Source organism: Pseudomonas sp. 8 R 14 (assembly GCF_900005955.1).
In the GTDB taxonomy this organism is placed as follows: domain Bacteria; phylum Pseudomonadota; class Gammaproteobacteria; order Pseudomonadales; family Pseudomonadaceae; genus Aquipseudomonas; species Aquipseudomonas marginalis.
In genome coordinates this window covers 85885-102206 of record NZ_CVTH01000061.1, presented here as the reverse complement: position 1 = coordinate 102206, position 16322 = coordinate 85885, and the positions used below count along the sequence as shown (strand labels likewise).

19 protein-coding genes are annotated in these 16322 nt (G+C 62.1%); 12 read left to right on the top strand and 7 right to left on the bottom strand.

The window, feature by feature from the left end; translation table 11 throughout:
* Positions 1–138: 138 nt before the first annotated feature.
* Both BFQ01_RS32570 and BFQ01_RS15425 read left to right on the top strand, forming a co-directional pair.
* Positions 139–312 (top strand): hypothetical protein, encoded by a 174-nt coding sequence (locus BFQ01_RS32570; protein ID WP_176718751.1) that lies wholly within the window; start codon positions 139–141, stop codon positions 310–312.
* Positions 313–416: 104 nt separating this feature from the next.
* On the top strand, positions 417–1613 hold the full coding sequence (locus BFQ01_RS15425) for an MFS transporter (protein WP_065925923.1): 1197 nt from the start codon (positions 417–419) through the stop codon (positions 1611–1613).
* Here BFQ01_RS15425 and arfB read toward each other — a convergent pair.
* Positions 1610–2023 carry an alternative ribosome rescue aminoacyl-tRNA hydrolase ArfB gene (gene arfB / locus BFQ01_RS15420; protein WP_065925922.1) on the bottom strand — a complete coding sequence of 138 codons (414 nt, stop codon included), beginning with the start codon at positions 2021–2023 and terminating at the stop codon, positions 1610–1612. The genes BFQ01_RS15425 and arfB overlap by 4 nt on opposite strands.
* 70 nt (positions 2024–2093) lie before the next feature.
* On the opposite strand from arfB, the gene BFQ01_RS15415 reads away from it, so the two are divergent.
* Positions 2094–2468 carry a cytochrome c gene (locus BFQ01_RS15415; RefSeq protein ID WP_065925921.1) on the top strand — a complete coding sequence of 125 codons (375 nt, stop codon included), beginning with the start codon at positions 2094–2096 and terminating at the stop codon, positions 2466–2468.
* 65 nt (positions 2469–2533) lie between these two features.
* Here the strand turns inward: BFQ01_RS15415 and BFQ01_RS15410 are convergent, their stop codons facing one another.
* On the bottom strand, positions 2534–3955 hold the full coding sequence (locus BFQ01_RS15410; protein WP_065925920.1) for an amino acid permease: 1422 nt from the start codon (positions 3953–3955) through the stop codon (positions 2534–2536).
* 638 nt (positions 3956–4593) lie between these two features.
* Here BFQ01_RS15410 and BFQ01_RS32565 point away from each other — a divergent pair.
* Together BFQ01_RS32565 and BFQ01_RS15400 are read left to right on the top strand one after the other, a co-directional pair.
* Positions 4594–4731: a hypothetical protein gene (locus BFQ01_RS32565; RefSeq protein WP_003175756.1), complete on the top strand. Its 138-nt coding sequence runs from the start codon at positions 4594–4596 to the stop codon at positions 4729–4731.
* Positions 4732–4804: 73 nt separating this feature from the next.
* On the top strand, positions 4805–5764 hold the full coding sequence (locus BFQ01_RS15400; protein ID WP_065925918.1) for a leucyl aminopeptidase: 960 nt from the start codon (positions 4805–4807) through the stop codon (positions 5762–5764).
* Positions 5765–5953: 189 nt separating this feature from the next.
* Here the strand turns inward: BFQ01_RS15400 and rluB are convergent, their stop codons facing one another.
* From rluB to BFQ01_RS15375, 5 genes are all read right to left on the bottom strand, one after another.
* A complete protein-coding gene (gene rluB / locus BFQ01_RS15395) occupies positions 5954–7201 on the bottom strand; it encodes a 23S rRNA pseudouridine(2605) synthase RluB (protein WP_027605574.1) in 1248 nt (415 codons plus the stop codon).
* Between the two features lie 196 nt (positions 7202–7397).
* Complete coding sequence (gene scpB / locus BFQ01_RS15390) at positions 7398–8312, bottom strand: SMC-Scp complex subunit ScpB (protein WP_065925917.1); 915 nt, start codon at positions 8310–8312, stop codon at positions 7398–7400.
* 12 nt (positions 8313–8324) lie between these two features.
* Positions 8325–9023 carry a segregation and condensation protein A gene (locus tag BFQ01_RS15385; protein WP_169898658.1) on the bottom strand — a complete coding sequence of 233 codons (699 nt, stop codon included), beginning with the start codon at positions 9021–9023 and terminating at the stop codon, positions 8325–8327.
* 120 nt (positions 9024–9143) lie between these two features.
* On the bottom strand, positions 9144–9773 hold the full coding sequence (locus tag BFQ01_RS15380; protein ID WP_027605571.1) for an L-threonylcarbamoyladenylate synthase: 630 nt from the start codon (positions 9771–9773) through the stop codon (positions 9144–9146).
* A 13-nt stretch (positions 9774–9786) separates the two neighbouring features.
* A complete protein-coding gene (locus tag BFQ01_RS15375; RefSeq protein WP_065925915.1) occupies positions 9787–10650 on the bottom strand; it encodes a PHP domain-containing protein in 864 nt (287 codons plus the stop codon).
* A gap of 87 nt (positions 10651–10737) precedes the next feature.
* On the opposite strand from BFQ01_RS15375, the gene BFQ01_RS15370 reads away from it, so the two are divergent.
* The 7 genes from BFQ01_RS15370 (at position 10738) to BFQ01_RS15340 (ending at position 16283) form a co-directional block, all read left to right on the top strand.
* Positions 10738–11334 carry a septation protein A gene (locus BFQ01_RS15370; protein ID WP_065925914.1) on the top strand — a complete coding sequence of 199 codons (597 nt, stop codon included), beginning with the start codon at positions 10738–10740 and terminating at the stop codon, positions 11332–11334.
* Between the two features lies 1 nt (position 11335).
* Complete coding sequence (locus BFQ01_RS15365; RefSeq protein WP_027605568.1) at positions 11336–11635, top strand: YciI family protein; 300 nt, start codon at positions 11336–11338, stop codon at positions 11633–11635.
* Between the two features lie 106 nt (positions 11636–11741).
* A complete protein-coding gene (locus tag BFQ01_RS15360; protein ID WP_027605567.1) occupies positions 11742–12149 on the top strand; it encodes a translation initiation factor 2 in 408 nt (135 codons plus the stop codon).
* A gap of 7 nt (positions 12150–12156) precedes the next feature.
* Positions 12157–12834 (top strand): response regulator transcription factor, encoded by a 678-nt coding sequence (locus BFQ01_RS15355; protein ID WP_027605566.1) that lies wholly within the window; start codon positions 12157–12159, stop codon positions 12832–12834.
* Positions 12835–13016: 182 nt separating this feature from the next.
* Positions 13017–13481 carry an LTXXQ domain protein gene (locus BFQ01_RS15350; protein ID WP_027605565.1) on the top strand — a complete coding sequence of 155 codons (465 nt, stop codon included), beginning with the start codon at positions 13017–13019 and terminating at the stop codon, positions 13479–13481.
* A gap of 68 nt (positions 13482–13549) precedes the next feature.
* On the top strand, positions 13550–14893 hold the full coding sequence (locus BFQ01_RS15345) for a sensor histidine kinase (RefSeq protein ID WP_065925913.1): 1344 nt from the start codon (positions 13550–13552) through the stop codon (positions 14891–14893).
* 40 nt (positions 14894–14933) lie between these two features.
* Complete coding sequence (locus tag BFQ01_RS15340; RefSeq protein ID WP_065925912.1) at positions 14934–16283, top strand: CoA transferase; 1350 nt, start codon at positions 14934–14936, stop codon at positions 16281–16283.
* Positions 16284–16322 lie beyond the last annotated feature (39 nt).

Below are 16322 nucleotides of genomic sequence, written 5' to 3'. Positions count from 1 at the left end.
GCCAGCGCGAAGCAGCCTGAGGCCAAACAAGCAAAACCAGTCGACAGCAAGAGCCAGGACTGACGCCGTACCAGACCGTGTGGAAAGCGGACCTTTGAACGCTTTCCACACTGCCTGAATCACCCCGAGGTACCCGCCATGACAGACACCCTCCCGGACACCGCCGTACTCGACACCGCCCTGCAGATGGTCGACGTGTGGAAACGCCTCAGCGCGGACAAACAAGCCTTGCTGCTCAAGCGCTTCGGCACCCAGGAAAACGCCCTGGCCGCCCTGGTCACCACCCAGTTACTCGCCCCCCTTCAAGCCTGACGTCTTTTTGATCTGACGTTTTTGCGTTTTACCGCCCTGCGCACGCCCAAGCCCCGGTATCATTAGCAGCCTATCTTTACCTGCTGCGACAGTGGACCTCTCCCATGCCAGATACCCAGCGCCCCATGGCGGTCACGCTGCAAGTTGTTTCCCTCGTGTTGTTCACCTTTATCGGCTACCTGAATATCGGCATTCCCCTGGCCGTGTTGCCGGGCTATGTCCACAGTGAACTGGGCTACGGCGCGGTGATCGCCGGCCTGGTGATCAGCGTGCAATACCTGGCCACGCTGTTGAGCCGCCCGTATGCAGGCAAAATCATCGACAACCTGGGCAGCAAGCGGGCGGTGCTGATCGGCCTGGTGGGCTGCGGCGCGAGCGGCGTGTTCATGTTGCTTGCGGCGTGGTTTTCGAGCGTGCCGGCCGTCAGCCTGGCCAGCCTGCTCATCGGTCGATTGGTACTGGGCAGCGCAGAAAGCCTGGTGGGCTCAGGCGCCATCGGCTGGGGCATTGGCCGGGTGGGCGCGGCCAATACCGCCAAGGTCATTTCGTGGAACGGTATCGCCAGTTACGGCGCGCTGGCGGTCGGTGCACCGTTGGGCGTGCTGCTGGTGAGGAATTTCGGGCTGTGGAGCATGGGCGTCAGCATTATCCTGCTGGCGGTCGTCGGCCTGTTGCTGGCCTGGAACAAAGTGGCTGCGCCCATCGTCGCCGGCGTGCGCCTGCCGTTCATGAATGTACTGGGCCGGGTGTTGCCCCACGGTTGCGCTTTGGCCCTGGGCTCCATCGGCTTTGGCACCATCGCCACCTTTATCACCCTGTATTACACCACTCAGCATTGGGATAATGCGGTGTGGGCATTGAGCCTGTTCGGCGCCAGCTTTATCGGTGCGCGCCTGCTGTTCGGCAACCTGATCAACCGTATCGGCGGCTTTCGCGTGGCAATCGCTTGCCTGTCGGTGGAGATCCTCGGCCTGCTGCTGTTGTGGCTGGCGCCGGATGCCAACCTGGCCCTGGCCGGCGCAGCGTTGAGCGGTTTCGGCTTTTCCCTGGTGTTTCCGGCGCTGGGGGTGGAGGCGGTCAACCTGGTGCCCGCGTCCAGCCGTGGTTCGGCGGTGGGCGCCTATTCGCTGTTTATCGACCTGTCGCTGGGCATTACCGGGCCGCTGGCCGGGGCCGTGGCGGCAGGTTTCGGCTTTGCGTCGATCTTCCTGTTCGCCGCCCTCGCCGCCCTCGGTGGGCTGCTGCTGAGTGTCTACCTGTACCGGCAAGCGCCCAAGGCCCGCGAAGCGCGCGATGCCTAGAAGTCGACCTTGCCGCGCCCGGCCTTGATGCTGCCGCGCTTGGTCTTGGATTCCAGGCGCCGCTTTTTCGAGCCCAGGGTGGGCTTGGTCGGGCGGCGCTTCTTCTCGACCTTGGTGGCAGTGAGGATCAGCTCCACCAGGCGTTCCAGCGCGTCGGCGCGGTTCTGTTCCTGGGTCCGGTACTGCTGGGCCTTGAGCACCAGCACGCCTTCGCTGGTGATACGGCTGTCACGCAGTGCCAGCAGTCGCTCCTTGTAGAACGCCGGCAGCGACGACGCCGGAATATCGAACCGCAGGTGCACCGCGCTCGACACCTTGTTGACGTTCTGCCCTCCGGCGCCCTGGGCGCGGATGGCGGTCAACTCGATTTCGGCATCGGGCAGGTGCACGTTGTTGGAAATAACCAGCATCACTCAATAAACCCTAGGCAACAGACACGCCCAATCAGGACAACAACCTCGACAACAAGGACGCATGACAATGAAAAGACTATTGATCACTTTGCTCGGCACCTTATCACTCATTCAAACGTCACTGTCCTTTGCAGATAACGCCAATGGCAAAAACCTCTATTCACAGCGCTGCGCCATGTGCCACGGGCCAGACCTCAAGGCAACGGGACCGTTGGCCAGGAAAAGCAACCCGCCTACACCTGACCTGACAACCCCAGCCTTCAAAAAACGGCTGGCGGCTTACCCGGGCGTTATTGTGTCGTCGGTCATACTTCGCCCGAATGGAGACCTGATCCCAAAAACGCTGCGCGAGAATGGAGTAAAGGTCCCGCCGCATGCCTGGAACGTTAAGGACTTTCGCGACTTGAATGAATACATGAGCGGTGTGATTTCAAAAAGTTGACGGCCTCAAAATGCAAAAACCCCGCGCCCTATACAGGATGCGGGGTTTTCCAGGTAGGCGCCTGTTTACTTCAACGCCGCACTCGCGGTGTTCAACGCCGCTTCAGCACTGCGCTTGTTCTTGATCCAATAACACACCGCCATAAACGCCACCCACACCGGGATCGCGTACACCGACACCTGGATCCCCGGAATCATCAGCATGATCACCAGGATAAACACCACGAACGCCAGGCACACATAGTTGCCGTACGGGTACCACAGCGCCTTGAACAACGGCGCCTGGCCGGTGCGGTTCATGTGCTGGCGGAACTTGAAGTGGGAGAAGCTGATCATTGCCCAGTTGATCACCAGCGTGGCCACCACCAGTGACATCAGCAGTTCCAGCGCATGTTGCGGAATGAAGTAGTTCATCAACACCGCCACCAGCGTGACCGCCGCCGAAGCGAGGATCGAACGCACTGGCACGCCGCGCTTGTCGATCTTGGCCAGCGCCCTGGGCGCATCCCCCTGCTCGGCCATGCCCAGCAGCATGCGGCTGTTGCAGTAGGTGCCGCTGTTGTACACCGACAACGCCGCCGTCAACACCACGAAGTTGAGGATATGCGCGGCGGTGTTGCTGCCCAGCATCGAGAACACCTGCACGAACGGGCTGCCACTGTAGGCATCGCCGGAGGCGTTGAGGGTGGCCAGCAGGCTGTCCCATGGTGTCAGCGACAGCAACACCACCAGGGCGCCGATGTAGAAGATCAGGATGCGGTAGATCACCTGGTTGATCGCCTTGGGGATCACAGTGCGTGGCTGGTCGGCTTCGGCGGCGGTAAAGCCGAGCATTTCCAGGCCGCCGAAGGAGAACATGATGATCGCCATGGCCATCACCAAGCCGCTGACGCCATGGGGGAAGAAGCCGCCGTGTTCCCACAGGTTGCTCACCGAGGCTTGCGGGCCGCCGCTGCCACTGACCAGCAGGTAGCTGCCCAGGGCGATCATGCCGACAATGGCGACCACCTTGATGATGGCGAACCAGAACTCCGCTTCACCAAAGACTTTGACGTTGGCCAGGTTGATCAGGTTGATCAGCACGAAGAACGCCGCCGCCGAGACCCAGGTCGGGATCTCCGGCCACCAGTAGTGCACGTATTTGCCGACGGCTGTCAGCTCGGACATGCCCACCAGGATGTACAGGATCCAGCAGTTCCAGCCCGACAGGAAGCCGGCGAAACCGCCCCAGTACTTGTGGGCAAAGTGGCTGAAGGAACCGGCGACCGGCTCTTCGACGATCATTTCGCCGAGCTGGCGCATGATCATGAAGGCAATGAAGCCGCAGATGGCATAACCCAGGATCATCGACGGGCCGGCGGATTTGAGCACGCCGGCCGAGCCCAGGAACAGGCCGGTGCCGATGGCGCCACCAAGGGCGATCAACTGGATATGCCGATTTTTCAGGCCGCGTTTCAGCTCGCCTGAAGAGGAATGGGGTTCACTCATGAAAAGGGTCTCACGCAAGGTTTGATGATGTTGAATGCAGGTTGCTGCCTTGAATTACCGACTCAAGCAGCGCCGCTCAAACCCCAGCGCAGGCACCAGGAATACAGCGTCTTTCTAACGGTCATGCGTCACCTGTTTGTTTTTATCTGTGACGAAATCGAACCCGCCGGGCTCGTGGCCAGGCGGAGTGATCAGGGCGGGTAAACCCTGAGGTCTTGGCCTTTTGCGTGGTTACGCAAGGGGGTCACAGTAAAACGCGGCGCATTGTACACCGCTCGACAGCTTCAAGCCGCACCCGCAGAGCACGTGCGACGATCTGTCAGGTATTCCTTACAGCGGTAAATAGGCCAATCGTGCCGCGAGGTACACGTAAATTAATCGTTACAGCATGGAAAATCTGCGTTACATCTGTAAGTTTTTGAAAAAATGACGGCAGGAAAATTCATCACCATTAGCGATGCCAGCTCACTGTATTTCCTGAAGAAAAAAAGCCGGCGAAAAAACAGAAGAAAAAATCCAATTGAGACCGTGTCAATAAAATTTTTGCATTACTAAACACTCTCACCTAGGTTCTTTCACTTGCCCAGCGAAGCCCGCTGGCAAGCCGTTCTCAAACAACGTCCTCTAGGAGATACACCATGCAAGCACTGGAAAACGACCTGGAAACCGAACTGCAGCTCGACGATTGGTTTGAAGCGCCGACCCACGAGGCCGCCGTTGAAATGATGCAAGCCGATGCCGTGGTGCCATTTGGCACGGCGATGTGGCCTTTCTGACACCCGGCACGTATTCGGCAGGTGCTGTGCACGGCACCTGCCTCCTTACCCAAGGCACACAAGGACATACGTCATGGACAAGGCCCGCGCCGTTGAACACTTTCTCTACTACCTTGCACACCATCCGGCCCTCAGCGGCCTGAACTGCCCCACCGTGCTGCTGGGCCACACCGAGCGCTACGACGCCATCGCCCAGGCGATCGCCCAGAGCAGCGCCGCCCGTTTCAACTTCCAGGTGCAGCGCCTGGACCTGGCCGACAGCGACAGCCTGGCGCAGGCCATCGAAGCCTGCGACCTGTACCTGTTCCTCTACGATTCCTCCACCCTGCCCAACCCGCGCGCCGAAGGCCCGGACTTCATCCGTGCCCTGCAAGGCGTGATGGCCGAACACTGGAAGAAATCCCTGCTGTTCAAGGATTACGGCGACTACTTCTACGACACTTTCAGCGTCGAGCCGCAGCGCATCGCCGACCTCAACGCCACACTGATCCGGCGCATGTCCCAAGCCGCTGTGCTGAGTTTTACCGACAAACACGGCTCACGCCTGCAGGCGCCCATGAGCAGCATCAAGAAGTGGACCAATATCAACGGCATCGGCAACCACGACCTGGCCCCCGGCGAAATCGCCACCCACAGCGAAGCCATCAATGGTCAGGTGCGGTTTGTCGGCACCTTTCTCAGCACCATCCCCTTCGCACGCAAGTACGGCGTGCTGCAGTCACCACTGGAACTGTGGATCGAAAACTCGACCATCTGCAGCGTGGCCAGTGACGTGCCGGGGCTGGCCGACGACTTCAATAAATACCTGAATGCCAACCCGTCCAATCGCCGGGTGGAGGAACTGGGGATTGGCACCAATGAAGGGGTGAAGGACCTGTATGCGCGCAATGCCGGGTTCGAGGAGCGCCACTGCGGCTTGCACCTGGGCTTGGGTGGCGGGCAGAAAGGCAGCCATCACCTGGACCTGATCTTTGCCAGTGGGGTGTTGGCGTTGGATGACAAACCCGTCTTTGACGGCACCTTTGCGTTCTGATCACCGACCTTGAAAATGATGGAGATCCAACTGTGGGAGGGGGCTTGCTCCCGATAGCGGTGCGTCAGTCGCCGGATTGGCAAGCTGATACACCGCTATCGGGAGCAAGCCCCCTCCCACATGTTTTACCTCTATTCCAAGGCACACAAACGCCAACCCTAGGGTTGGCGTTTGTGTGCCGCGGTTACATCACTGCGGTTTCTTGCGACCAAAGCCTGGACGTTGACCTGAACCGGCCGGTGCGCCACGGCGCTTGCCCGATGGCTCGTCCGCGACCAGTTTCAGGCCTGGGCGCTTTTTCGGCGCTGGCTTGGCCGGGCGCTTGGTGTTGGCACTGTCGGCTGGGTGATCGGATGCTGGAGCACCGCGACCGGCGTCACCACGGTTGCTGCGACCACCGCTTGGCGCGTCACCACGACCGGCTGGGCGTGGGGTGCGTGGCGCACGTTCGCCTTCCTGGCGCGATGGCGCGGTTGGGCGACGCTCGCCTTCGATGTGCGGTTGACGTGAGATACGCCCCCCGGTAGCCGGTGCATCCAGCGCCGGGCGCAGGGTGCGGGCAACACGTTCGGTGCGGGCCACGGGGCGCGACGATTTACGCTGCATACGATCGAGCTTGTCTTTGCTCTTGGCGTTCATCTGCGGCATGGCGACCGGCGTCAGGCCGACTTCGGCGCTGAGGATGTCGACTTCGTACTGGCTCATTTCGCGCCAGCGGCCCATCGGCAGGTCGGAGTTGAGGAACACCGGGCCAAAACGCACGCGCTTCAGGCGGCTGACCACCAGGCCCTGGGATTCCCACAGGCGACGCACTTCACGGTTACGCCCTTCCATCACCACGCAGTGGTACCAGTGGTTGAAACCTTCACCGCCCGGCGCTTGCTTGATGTCGGTGAACTTGGCCGGGCCGTCTTCCAGCACCACGCCGGCCTTGAGGCGTTCAATCATCTCATCATCGACTTCACCACGCACACGCACGGCGTATTCGCGGTCCATCTCGTAGGACGGGTGCATCAGGCGGTTGGCCAGTTCACCGTCGGTGGTGAACATCAGCAAGCCGGTGGTGTTGATGTCGAGACGACCGATGTTGATCCAACGGCCTTCTTTGGGCTTGGGCATCTTGTCGAACACGGTCGGACGGCCTTCCGGGTCGTCACGGGTGCAGATCTCGCCATCGGGCTTGTTGTACATGATCACGCGGCGCACCGATTCGGCGGCCTCTTCACGCTTGATGACCTTGCCATCAATGGTGATTGCATCGTGCAGGTCGACGCGCTGGCCAAGGGTGGCCTCGACGCCGTTGACCTTGATGCGCTTCTGGGTGATCCAGGCTTCGACGTCGCGGCGCGAGCCCACGCCGATACGCGCCAGCACCTTTTGCAGCTTTTCGCCTGCAGGGCCGATTTCCTGGCTGTCGTTCTGGTCTTTATCGTTCATCTTAAGCACCTCCCGGTGGGTCGATTCAGGCGTGGCCTGAAGAGTGTTGAAAGCGGGGCTTTGGCCGAATAGGTCGGCAAAGGGTCGCGAATCATACGCCCATGGCGCGCGTTGCGCATCAGAGACTAGTCGATAAGCGCCAGGTCATGGTTTTTTCCGCCGACCGGTGGTGCCCCAGGCCCCGCATTCGACTGCGTCAGTCTTCGAACTGGCGGCGTTCGTTCTCGATGGCTTCGGCCAGTGCCCGGGCTTCGTCTTCTTCGTCGCTCAGGGGCGGTTGTTCGAGGGCGGCGACGGCGGCCAGGAGTTTTTCGCGGGCTTCGGCCACGCCGAGGATATCGTCCTCAGGTTCAGGTTCGACCTCCACGCTCACCTGGGCTTCCGGCTCGGCCGCACCATCGCGCAGCAAGTCATCAAAGTCGGTCTTGATGCCCTGCTCCATGTCGTCCAGTTCCAGCAACAACGTGTGGAAACTGGTTTCGTCCTTCGGCTCCTCCGGCTCGGCGGTGGCGTCGGCCAGTTCCTGCAGGCTCGCCGGGACCGGGGCGTCGTCGAAGTCGAGCACCGGCTCGGCTTCCATCTCACGCAATTCGGCCAGGGGCGGCAGGTCGTCGAGGTTTTTCAGGTTGAAATGGTCGAGGAACACCTTGGTGGTGGCGAACATCGCCGGTTTGCCGGGCACGTCGCGGTAGCCGACGATGCGGATCCACTCACGCTCCAGCAGCGTCTTGACGATATGGCTGTTGACCGCCACGCCCCGCACGTCCTCGATTTCGCCACGGGTGATGGGCTGGCGATAGGCGATCAGCGCCATGGTCTCCAGCATCGCCCGTGAATAGCGCTGCGGGCGCTCTTCCCAGAGGCGGCCGACCCACGGGGAAAACTTCTCACGGATCTGCAGGCGATAACCCGACGCCACCTCACGCAGTTCAAAGGCGCGGCCGTCGCAGGATTTGCGCAGGATTTCCAGCGCCTTCTTGAACACCGGCGGTTCAGGGCGCTCGGCTTCCTCAAACAGTTCGAACAGACGCTCCAGGGATTGCGGTTTACCCGAGGCCAGGAGAAAGGCCTCCAGCAACGGGGCCAATTCGCGGGGTTCAGTCAGATTCATCGTTTCAGCTCTTTATTCGGCTCGCGCCCGCACGTGGATAGCCGCAAAAGGCTCATTCTGGACCAGCTCGACCAAGGACTCCTTGACCAGCTCGAGGACCGCCATAAAGGTCACCACCACCCCCAGGCGCCCTTCTTCCGCCGTGAACAGCTCCACAAACGGCACAAACCCGCCGCCCTTGAGGCGTTCGAGCACATCGCTCATACGCTCGCGGGTGGACAGGGCCTCGCGACTGACCTGGTGGTGTTCAAACATATCGCCACGGCGCAGCACCTCGGCCATGGACATCAGCAACTCTTCCAGGCTCACGTCCGGCAGCAGCTTGCGCGCGCGGGCTTCGGGGGCGTCGAGCTTGGGTACCACCACGTCGCGGCCGACGCGGCTCAGGCCGTCGATACCTTCGGCGGCGGCCTTGAAGCGCTCGTATTCCTGCAGCCGGCGGATCAGTTCGGCGCGCGGGTCGTCCTCTTCGGCCTCGACCGTCTCCGCGCGCGGCAACAGCATGCGCGACTTGATCTCGGCGAGCATGGCGGCCATCACCAGGTACTCGGCAGCCAGTTCCAGGCGTACCGACTGCATCAACTCGACATAGCCCATGTACTGGCGGGTGATTTCCGCCACCGGGATGTCGAGGATGTTGATGTTCTGCTTGCGGATCAGGTACAGCAGCAAGTCCAGCGGGCCCTCGAAAGCCTCAAGGAAGACCTCCAGGGCGTCCGGCGGAATGTACAGGTCCAGCGGCATTTCCAGCACCGCCTGGCCGTACACCATGGCAAACGGCAGCTCCTGCTGGGCGCCCGCCTGGCTGTCGACGGTTTCCACGGCTGACATTCAGGCCTCGGCCATAAAGGGCGCAGGATCGCCGCAACCGACACGGATCACTTCAGGTTCGCCGTCGGCCAGGTTGATCACGGTGGAGGCCTTGTTGCCGCCGAAACCGCCGTCGATGATCAGGTCCACCTGTTTTTCCAGCAATTGGCGCATCTCGTACGGGTCTTCCAGGGGCTCGGTGTCGCCGGGCATGATCAGCGACACACTCATCAACGGCTCACCCAGCTCGGCCAGCAACGCCAGGGCGATGGGATGCTCCGGCACCCGCAGGCCGATGGTGCGTTTTTTCGGGTGCAGCAGCAGGCGCGGCACTTCGCGGGTGGCGTTGAGGATAAAAGTGTAGGGCCCTGGCGTGTGGGCCTTGAGCAGGCGGAAGGTGCCGGTGTCGACCTTGGCGAACAGGCCCAGCTGGGACAAGTCGCTACAGATCAGCGCAAAGTTGTGCTTGTCATCCAGCTGGCGCAGGCGTCTGACACGCTCGACTGCGCCCTTGTCACCGATCTGGCAACCGATGGCGTATGACGAATCGGTTGGGTAGATCACCACACCGCCGGCGCGAATGATCTCTACGGCCTGCTTGATCAGGCGCGCCTGGGGGTTTTCCGGATGAATCTGGAAGAATTGACTCACGGGTTCTACCTGTTCAGACGGTGGCAATAATGGGGTCATGCTTGAATCTCCCCCACAACAGCGGCAAATCTTCCGGGACCGCGCGGTACTCGCCGATCTCGGACCAGCCGCCAGGGCCATGAAAGTCACTGCCGGCGCTGACCAGCAGACCAAATTCGCGGGCAAGGATCGACAGGCTGCCCACCTGTTCGGCGGGTTGAAAGCCGTTGACCACTTCGATCGCGTGACCGCCCGCTCCAATATAGTCGCCAATCAGCTTGCGACGCTTGCTGCGGGTGAAATCGTAATGCCAGGGATGCGCCAGGCTGACCCAGGCTCCGGAGGCCCGCAGGGTCTCGACGGTGTCTTCGAGGGTCGGCCAATGTTGCTTCACATCGCCCAACTTGCCGGCGCCCAGCCACTTGCGAAAGGCTTCGGCGCGGTCTTTGACAAAACCCTCACGCACCATCCAGTCGGCAAAGTGCGGACGGGCCGGCGCGTTGCCGCTGTCACCCAGTTCCTGCTGGAGGGCGCGGGCGCCGTCGAGGGCGTTGGGCATGCCTTTGAGGCTGAGTTTTCGGCTTATTTCTTCGGACCGCAGCCAGCGGCCATCGTGCAATTGCGCGATAGCCTCCACCAGCGGCGGCGCTTTTTGATCGAAGCCGTAGCCGAGCACATGAATGGTGGCGCCGCCCCAGGTGCAGGACAATTCCACCCCGTTGACCAGTTGCATGCCCAGGGCATGGGCCGTTGTACGCGCTTCGTCGAGGCCTTCGAGGGTGTCGTGGTCGGTCAACGAGAGGACTCGCACGCCTTTTTCAAACGCACGCGCAACCAGTACCGCGGGCGCCAGGGCGCCGTCGGAGGCCGTGCTGTGGCAGTGCAAATCAACATTCACGGGGGTGTGTAACCTCAAGTCAGCTGGCGCTATCGCAACCAAGGATGTTTGTTATTATGCCGCCACATCCAGCTTCTGGCTCTTACTGTGAAACAATTCATCGACTTCATCCCGCTGTTGCTGTTTTTCATCGTTTACAAACTCGACCCCAGGGTCATCGACCTGGCCGGCCATGAGCTGACTGTCGGCGGCATCTACAGTGCCACCGCCGTGCTCATCATCAGCTCTGTGGTGGTCTACGGCGCCATCTTCATTTCCCAGCGCAAACTGGAAAAAAGCCAGTGGCTGACCCTGGTCGCCTGCCTGGTCTTCGGCAGCCTGACCCTGGCCTTCCACAGCGAAACCTTCCTTAAATGGAAAGCGCCGGTGGTGAACTGGCTGTTCGCCCTGGCATTCATCGGCAGCCACTTCATCGGTGATCGCCTGCTGATCAAGCGGATCATGGGCCACGCACTGACCCTGCCGGAACCGGTGTGGACACGCTTGAACGTGGCCTGGATCGTGTTTTTCATCTTCTGCGGTGCCGCCAACCTGTTCGTGGCGTTTACCTTCCAGGACTACTGGGTCGACTTCAAAGTGTTCGGCAGCCTGGGCATGACCGTGCTGTTCCTGGTCGCCCAGGGCATCTACCTGTCGCGCCACCTGCATGACACCGAGCCTACTACGCCGAAAACCGAGGACTGACATGCTCTACGCCATCATTGCCACCGATGTTGCCAACTCGCTGGAAAAACGCCTGTCCGTGCGCCCGGCCCACGTCGAGCGCCTGAAAGTCCTTCAAGCCGAAGGCCGCATCGTGCTGGCCGGCCCGCACCCGGCCGTGGACAGCAACGACCCGGGCGACGCCGGTTTTACCGGTAGCCTGATCGTCGCCGAGTTCGCCTCGCTGGCCGATGCCCAGGCCTGGGCCAAGGCTGATCCCTATGTCGCAGCCGGTGTCTACGCCGACGTGGTGATCAAACCCTTCAAGCAAGTCCTGCCCTGATCCAGGTTGCGCCGAACCTATTGAGGTCGGCGCACTCCTAATTGCTCATTATTTTCGGCAACCTGCCGACAACGTTCTGAATATTCGTGTGGAATCAGGAGTTCCGATGCGCTTACGTCAGTTGTGTCTGTTGGCAGTGTTAATGATCGGGGCTACGGCCCACGCTGAAGAAACCTCGAGCACCGGCAGTTCCACGCCCCTGTCCTTGAGCGCCGGCGCCCAGATCACCGAGTTGCAGCAACGCTTGAAAGAAAGCGAGCGGCAGCGTGAAGAACTGAGCAAGCAACTGCAAAGCGCGGATGCCACCCGCGAAAGCGCTCAATTGAGTCGCCTTCGCCAGGAGAACCAACGCCTGGCCCAGCAACTCAAAGATGCACAGGGCGGCGCCTTGACCCGCTGGCTGACCGAGCAGCAACAATGGTTCGTCACCGGTGGGGCCGTCGCACTGATCGCCCTGTTGTGTGGGATCTTCGCCAGCGGTGGGCACCGTCGCCGTCGACAATGGCTAAATTGAGTGAGTCATGAGCGAGCTGTTACTGATAGATGATGACCAGGAGCTCTGCGAGCTGCTGAGCAGTTGGCTGAGCCAGGAAGGTTTCCAGGTGCGCGCCTGCCACGATGGCTTGAGCGCGCGTAAAGCCTTGGCCGACAGCGCCCCGGCGGCGGTGGTACTGGATGTGATGCTGCCCGACGGCAGCGGCCTGGAGCTGCTCAAGCAATTGCGCAACGACCATCCGGAGCTGCCGGTGCTGATGCTTTCGGCGCGGGGCGAACCCCTGGACCGCATCCTCGGCCTGGAATTGGGCGCCGACGACTACCTGGCCAAGCCCTGCGACCCACGCGAACTCACCGCGCGCCTGCGCGCGGTATTGCGCCGCAGCCACCCGGCCGCCGTGTCCAGCCAACTGGAACTGGGCGACCTGTGCTTCAGCCCGGTGCGCGGCGTGGTCAGCATCGATGAGCAGGAATTCACCCTCACCGTCTCCGAAAGCCGCCTGCTGGAAGCATTATTGCGCCAGCCCGGCGAACCACTGGACAAGCAGGAACTGGCGCAGATCGCCCTGGGCCGCAAGCTGACCCTTTACGATCGCAGCCTGGACATGCACGTCAGCAACCTGCGCAAGAAGATCGGCCCTCACCCCGATGGCCGGCCACGGATCGTGGCGTTGCGCAGCCGGGGCTACTATTACAGCCTCTAGAGGCAGCTATAAGTTGCAAGCTACAAGCGGCAAGTGAAAAGCTGTTACTTGCCGCTTGCAGCTAAAAACTTGCAGCTGCCGCCCCCCTTACCAAACCTTTACCCTCTCCTGACGGCGGCTGACCTTGATCTCCGTAATCTACTCACATCCGGACTCACCGGAATAGAGACAGGAGAATCACCATGCGCAAGACCCTTATCGCTTTGATGTTCGCCGCCGCCCTGCCGACCGTTGCCATGGCCGCACTGCCTGAAGGCCCGGGCCCGATGGGCGGCCCTGAAGGGCACATGATGGGTGGCCCGGGCCACGGCGGTGAACACGGTCCGCGTGGCAAAGGCGGCCCCTTCAGCCAACTGGACCTGAGCCGCGAACAGCGCGAGCAGATCGGCAAGCTGATGGGTGACCAATGGCACGCTCGCAAGGACCTGGTCAAAAAGTACCTGGACAAACTCCCGGCCGCCGACCAGAAAGCCATGCAGGATGAAATCGCCGCCGGCAAGCAGAAAACCCAGGCCGATATCCGTGCCGTGCTCAAGCCTGATCAGCAGAAGAAGTTCGACGAGATCGTCAAGAAGCAAGAACAGCGCCGTGCAGAATGGAAGGAATTCCAGGCCTGGAAAGCGCAACAGCCGCAAAAAGCGCAATAATGCACCCGCGTTAACACTCCCAGCCCAGTGGCCACCGCCACTGGGCTTTTCCTGTTTGAGGGTTTCCTGTGCGTTCATTGTTCTGGCGCATCCTGGCCAGTTTCTGGCTGGCCATCGCCCTGGTTGCCGGGTTGTCGATCCTGCTTGGGCACATGCTTAACCAGGATGCCTGGATTCTCAGCCGCCACCCCGGCCTCAATAACCTCGCGCAAGAGTGGACCCAACTCTACGAAGCCCAGGGCGAGGATGCCGCCCAGGACCTGCTGCAACAGCGCAAGCGCCAGTACCACATCGACGTGCAAGTGCTCAACGAAAGCGGCGAGCCGGTGGTGCGCGGCACCTTCCCGCGCCGCGCCGCCGCCTTTGAAGCCCGACAGAACGACAGCAAGGAAGGCCATCTGCCCTGGCGACGCCTGACCGCCGAGTACACCAGCGAGAAGACCGGCGACACCTACCTGTTGATCTACCGTATCCCGCACCCGGAGCTGGACGAGTGGCACCGCAGCAGCCTGACATGGCCCTTGAGCGCACTGACGATTGCCCTGGTGGTACTGACCTTGTTCAGCCTGTTCGTCACCTTGTCCATCACCCGCCCACTAAGCCGCCTGCGCGGCGCCGTGCATGACCTCGGCCAGGCCACCTACCAGCAGAACAGCCTGGCGCAACTGGCTAACCGCCGCGATGAGTTCGGCGTACTCGCCACCGACTTCAACCGCATGGGCGCACGCCTGCAAAGCCTGATCGGCAGTCAACGCCAGCTGCTGCGCGACGTGTCCCATGAGCTGCGCTCGCCCCTCGCGCGCCTGCGCATCGCCCTGGCCTTGGCCGAGCGCGCCAGCCCCGAAGAACGGGAAAAACTCTGGCCACGCCTGACCCGCGAATGCGACCGCCTGGAAGCGCTGATCAGCGAGATCCTGGTGCTGGCCCGCGTCGATGCCGACAATGCCAGCGCCGAAGACATCGACCTCATCCCCCTGCTCAAAACCCTGCAAAAGGATGCCCAACTCAGCGCGCCGGACCAGGTGGTGCAACTGAGCACCGACGCAGACCTGCAACTGAAGGGCTGGCCGACCATGATCGAACGGGCTGTGGATAACCTGCTGCGCAATGCCCAGCGCTTCAACCCGCCGGGGCAACCGATCGATTTGCACGCCCAGCGCCAGGGCGAACGTATCCTGATCAGCGTGCGCGACCAAGGCCCCGGCGTGGACGCCGAACACCTGAGCCAACTCGGTGAACCGTTCTACCGCGCTCCCGGCCAGACCGCCCAAGGCCACGGCCTGGGCCTGGCGATCGCGCGACGCGCGGCCGAACGCCACGGTGGCAGCCTGATCCTGGCCAATCACCCAGCCGGTGGTTTTATCGCCAGCATCGACCTGCCGTTGGAACCGGGAGTTGTCACGCCGGTGTGATGATCTTCTATAGTGGCCCCTCTCTTACGGAGGGCCTTTGATGACTGACCTGCTGACTCCCATCCAAGCCGCACTCGATCTACCCCACACCCCGCTGACCTTCACCGAGGCTGGCGCCCTGCCCTCGACCTTCGCTGTCACCGAGCTGGCCAGTGCCAGCATCGGCGCCGCCGGGCAGGCCGTCGCCCAGTTGATCCGGCAACGGACCGGGCGCCAGCCCGAGGTGAGTGTGGACCGACGCCTCGCCTCTTTCTGGTTCTCGTCCTCGATCCGCCCGCTGGGCTGGCAAGTGCCACCGTTGTGGGATCCGGTGGCCGGCGATTACGCCAGCGCCGATGGCTGGATTCGCCTGCATACCAACGCGCCTCATCACCGTGCCGCCGCCGAGCGGGTGCTGGGCAAGGTCGCCGACCGCGCCGGGATGGCCGGCAAGGTCGCGGCGTGGAACGCGGCAGAACTGGAACAGGCGATTGTCGACCAAGGTGGCTGCGCCGCGCAGATGCGTGCCTGGCAAGCCTGGCAGCAACATCCGCAGGGGTTGGCGGTGAACGCCGAGGCGCTGGTCCAACGCCAGACCTTCGAAACCACGACCGACAAACCCTGGCACGGTTCGCTGGCACGCCCGCTGGCCGGCCTCAAGGTGCTGGACCTGACCCGCGTATTGGCCGGCCCGGTGGCCAGTCGTTTCCTTGCCGGCCTCGGCGCGGATGTACTGCGCATCGACTCACCCACCTGGAACGAACCCGGCGTAGTCCCGGAAATGACCCTGGGCAAACGCTGCGCGCGCCTGGACCTGAAAACGCCCGAAGGTCGGCGGGTTTTCGAGCGTTTGCTCAGGGACGCCGACATCCTGTTCCACGGTTACCGCGCTGACGCCCTGGAGCATCTGGGCTACACCGCCCCCGAACTGCAACACCTCGCCCCAGGCCTGATCGACGTCAGCCTCAACGCCTACGGCTGGAGCGGCCCGTGGCGTAATCGCCGGGGCTTCGACAGCCTGGTGCAGATGAGCAGCGGGATCGCCGAGGCCGGCATGCTCTGGAAACACGCGGATAAACCGGTGCCACTGCCGTTGCAGGCGCTGGATCACGCGACCGGGTATCTGATGGCGGCCAGTGCGATTCAGGCGCTGGGCGAACGGCTGCAGTCGGGGCGCGGTGGTTCGGCGCGGTTGTCGTTGGCACGCACCGCAACGTTACTGGTGCAAGCAGGCCAAGTGCCCGAGCAACCGTCGTTGCGCGAGGAAGAACCAGGGGATCAAGGCCTGGTCGTCGAACAGACCGCCTGGGGCCAGGCCCATCGGCTGCTGCCCCCGCTGACTATCAGCGGTACGCCATTGCAATGGGATTTGCCGTCGGGAGAATTGGGCTCCCACCGGCCTCAATGGTGACTTGACGGCCGCTATCGGCAGCAAGCCCCCCACACTTTG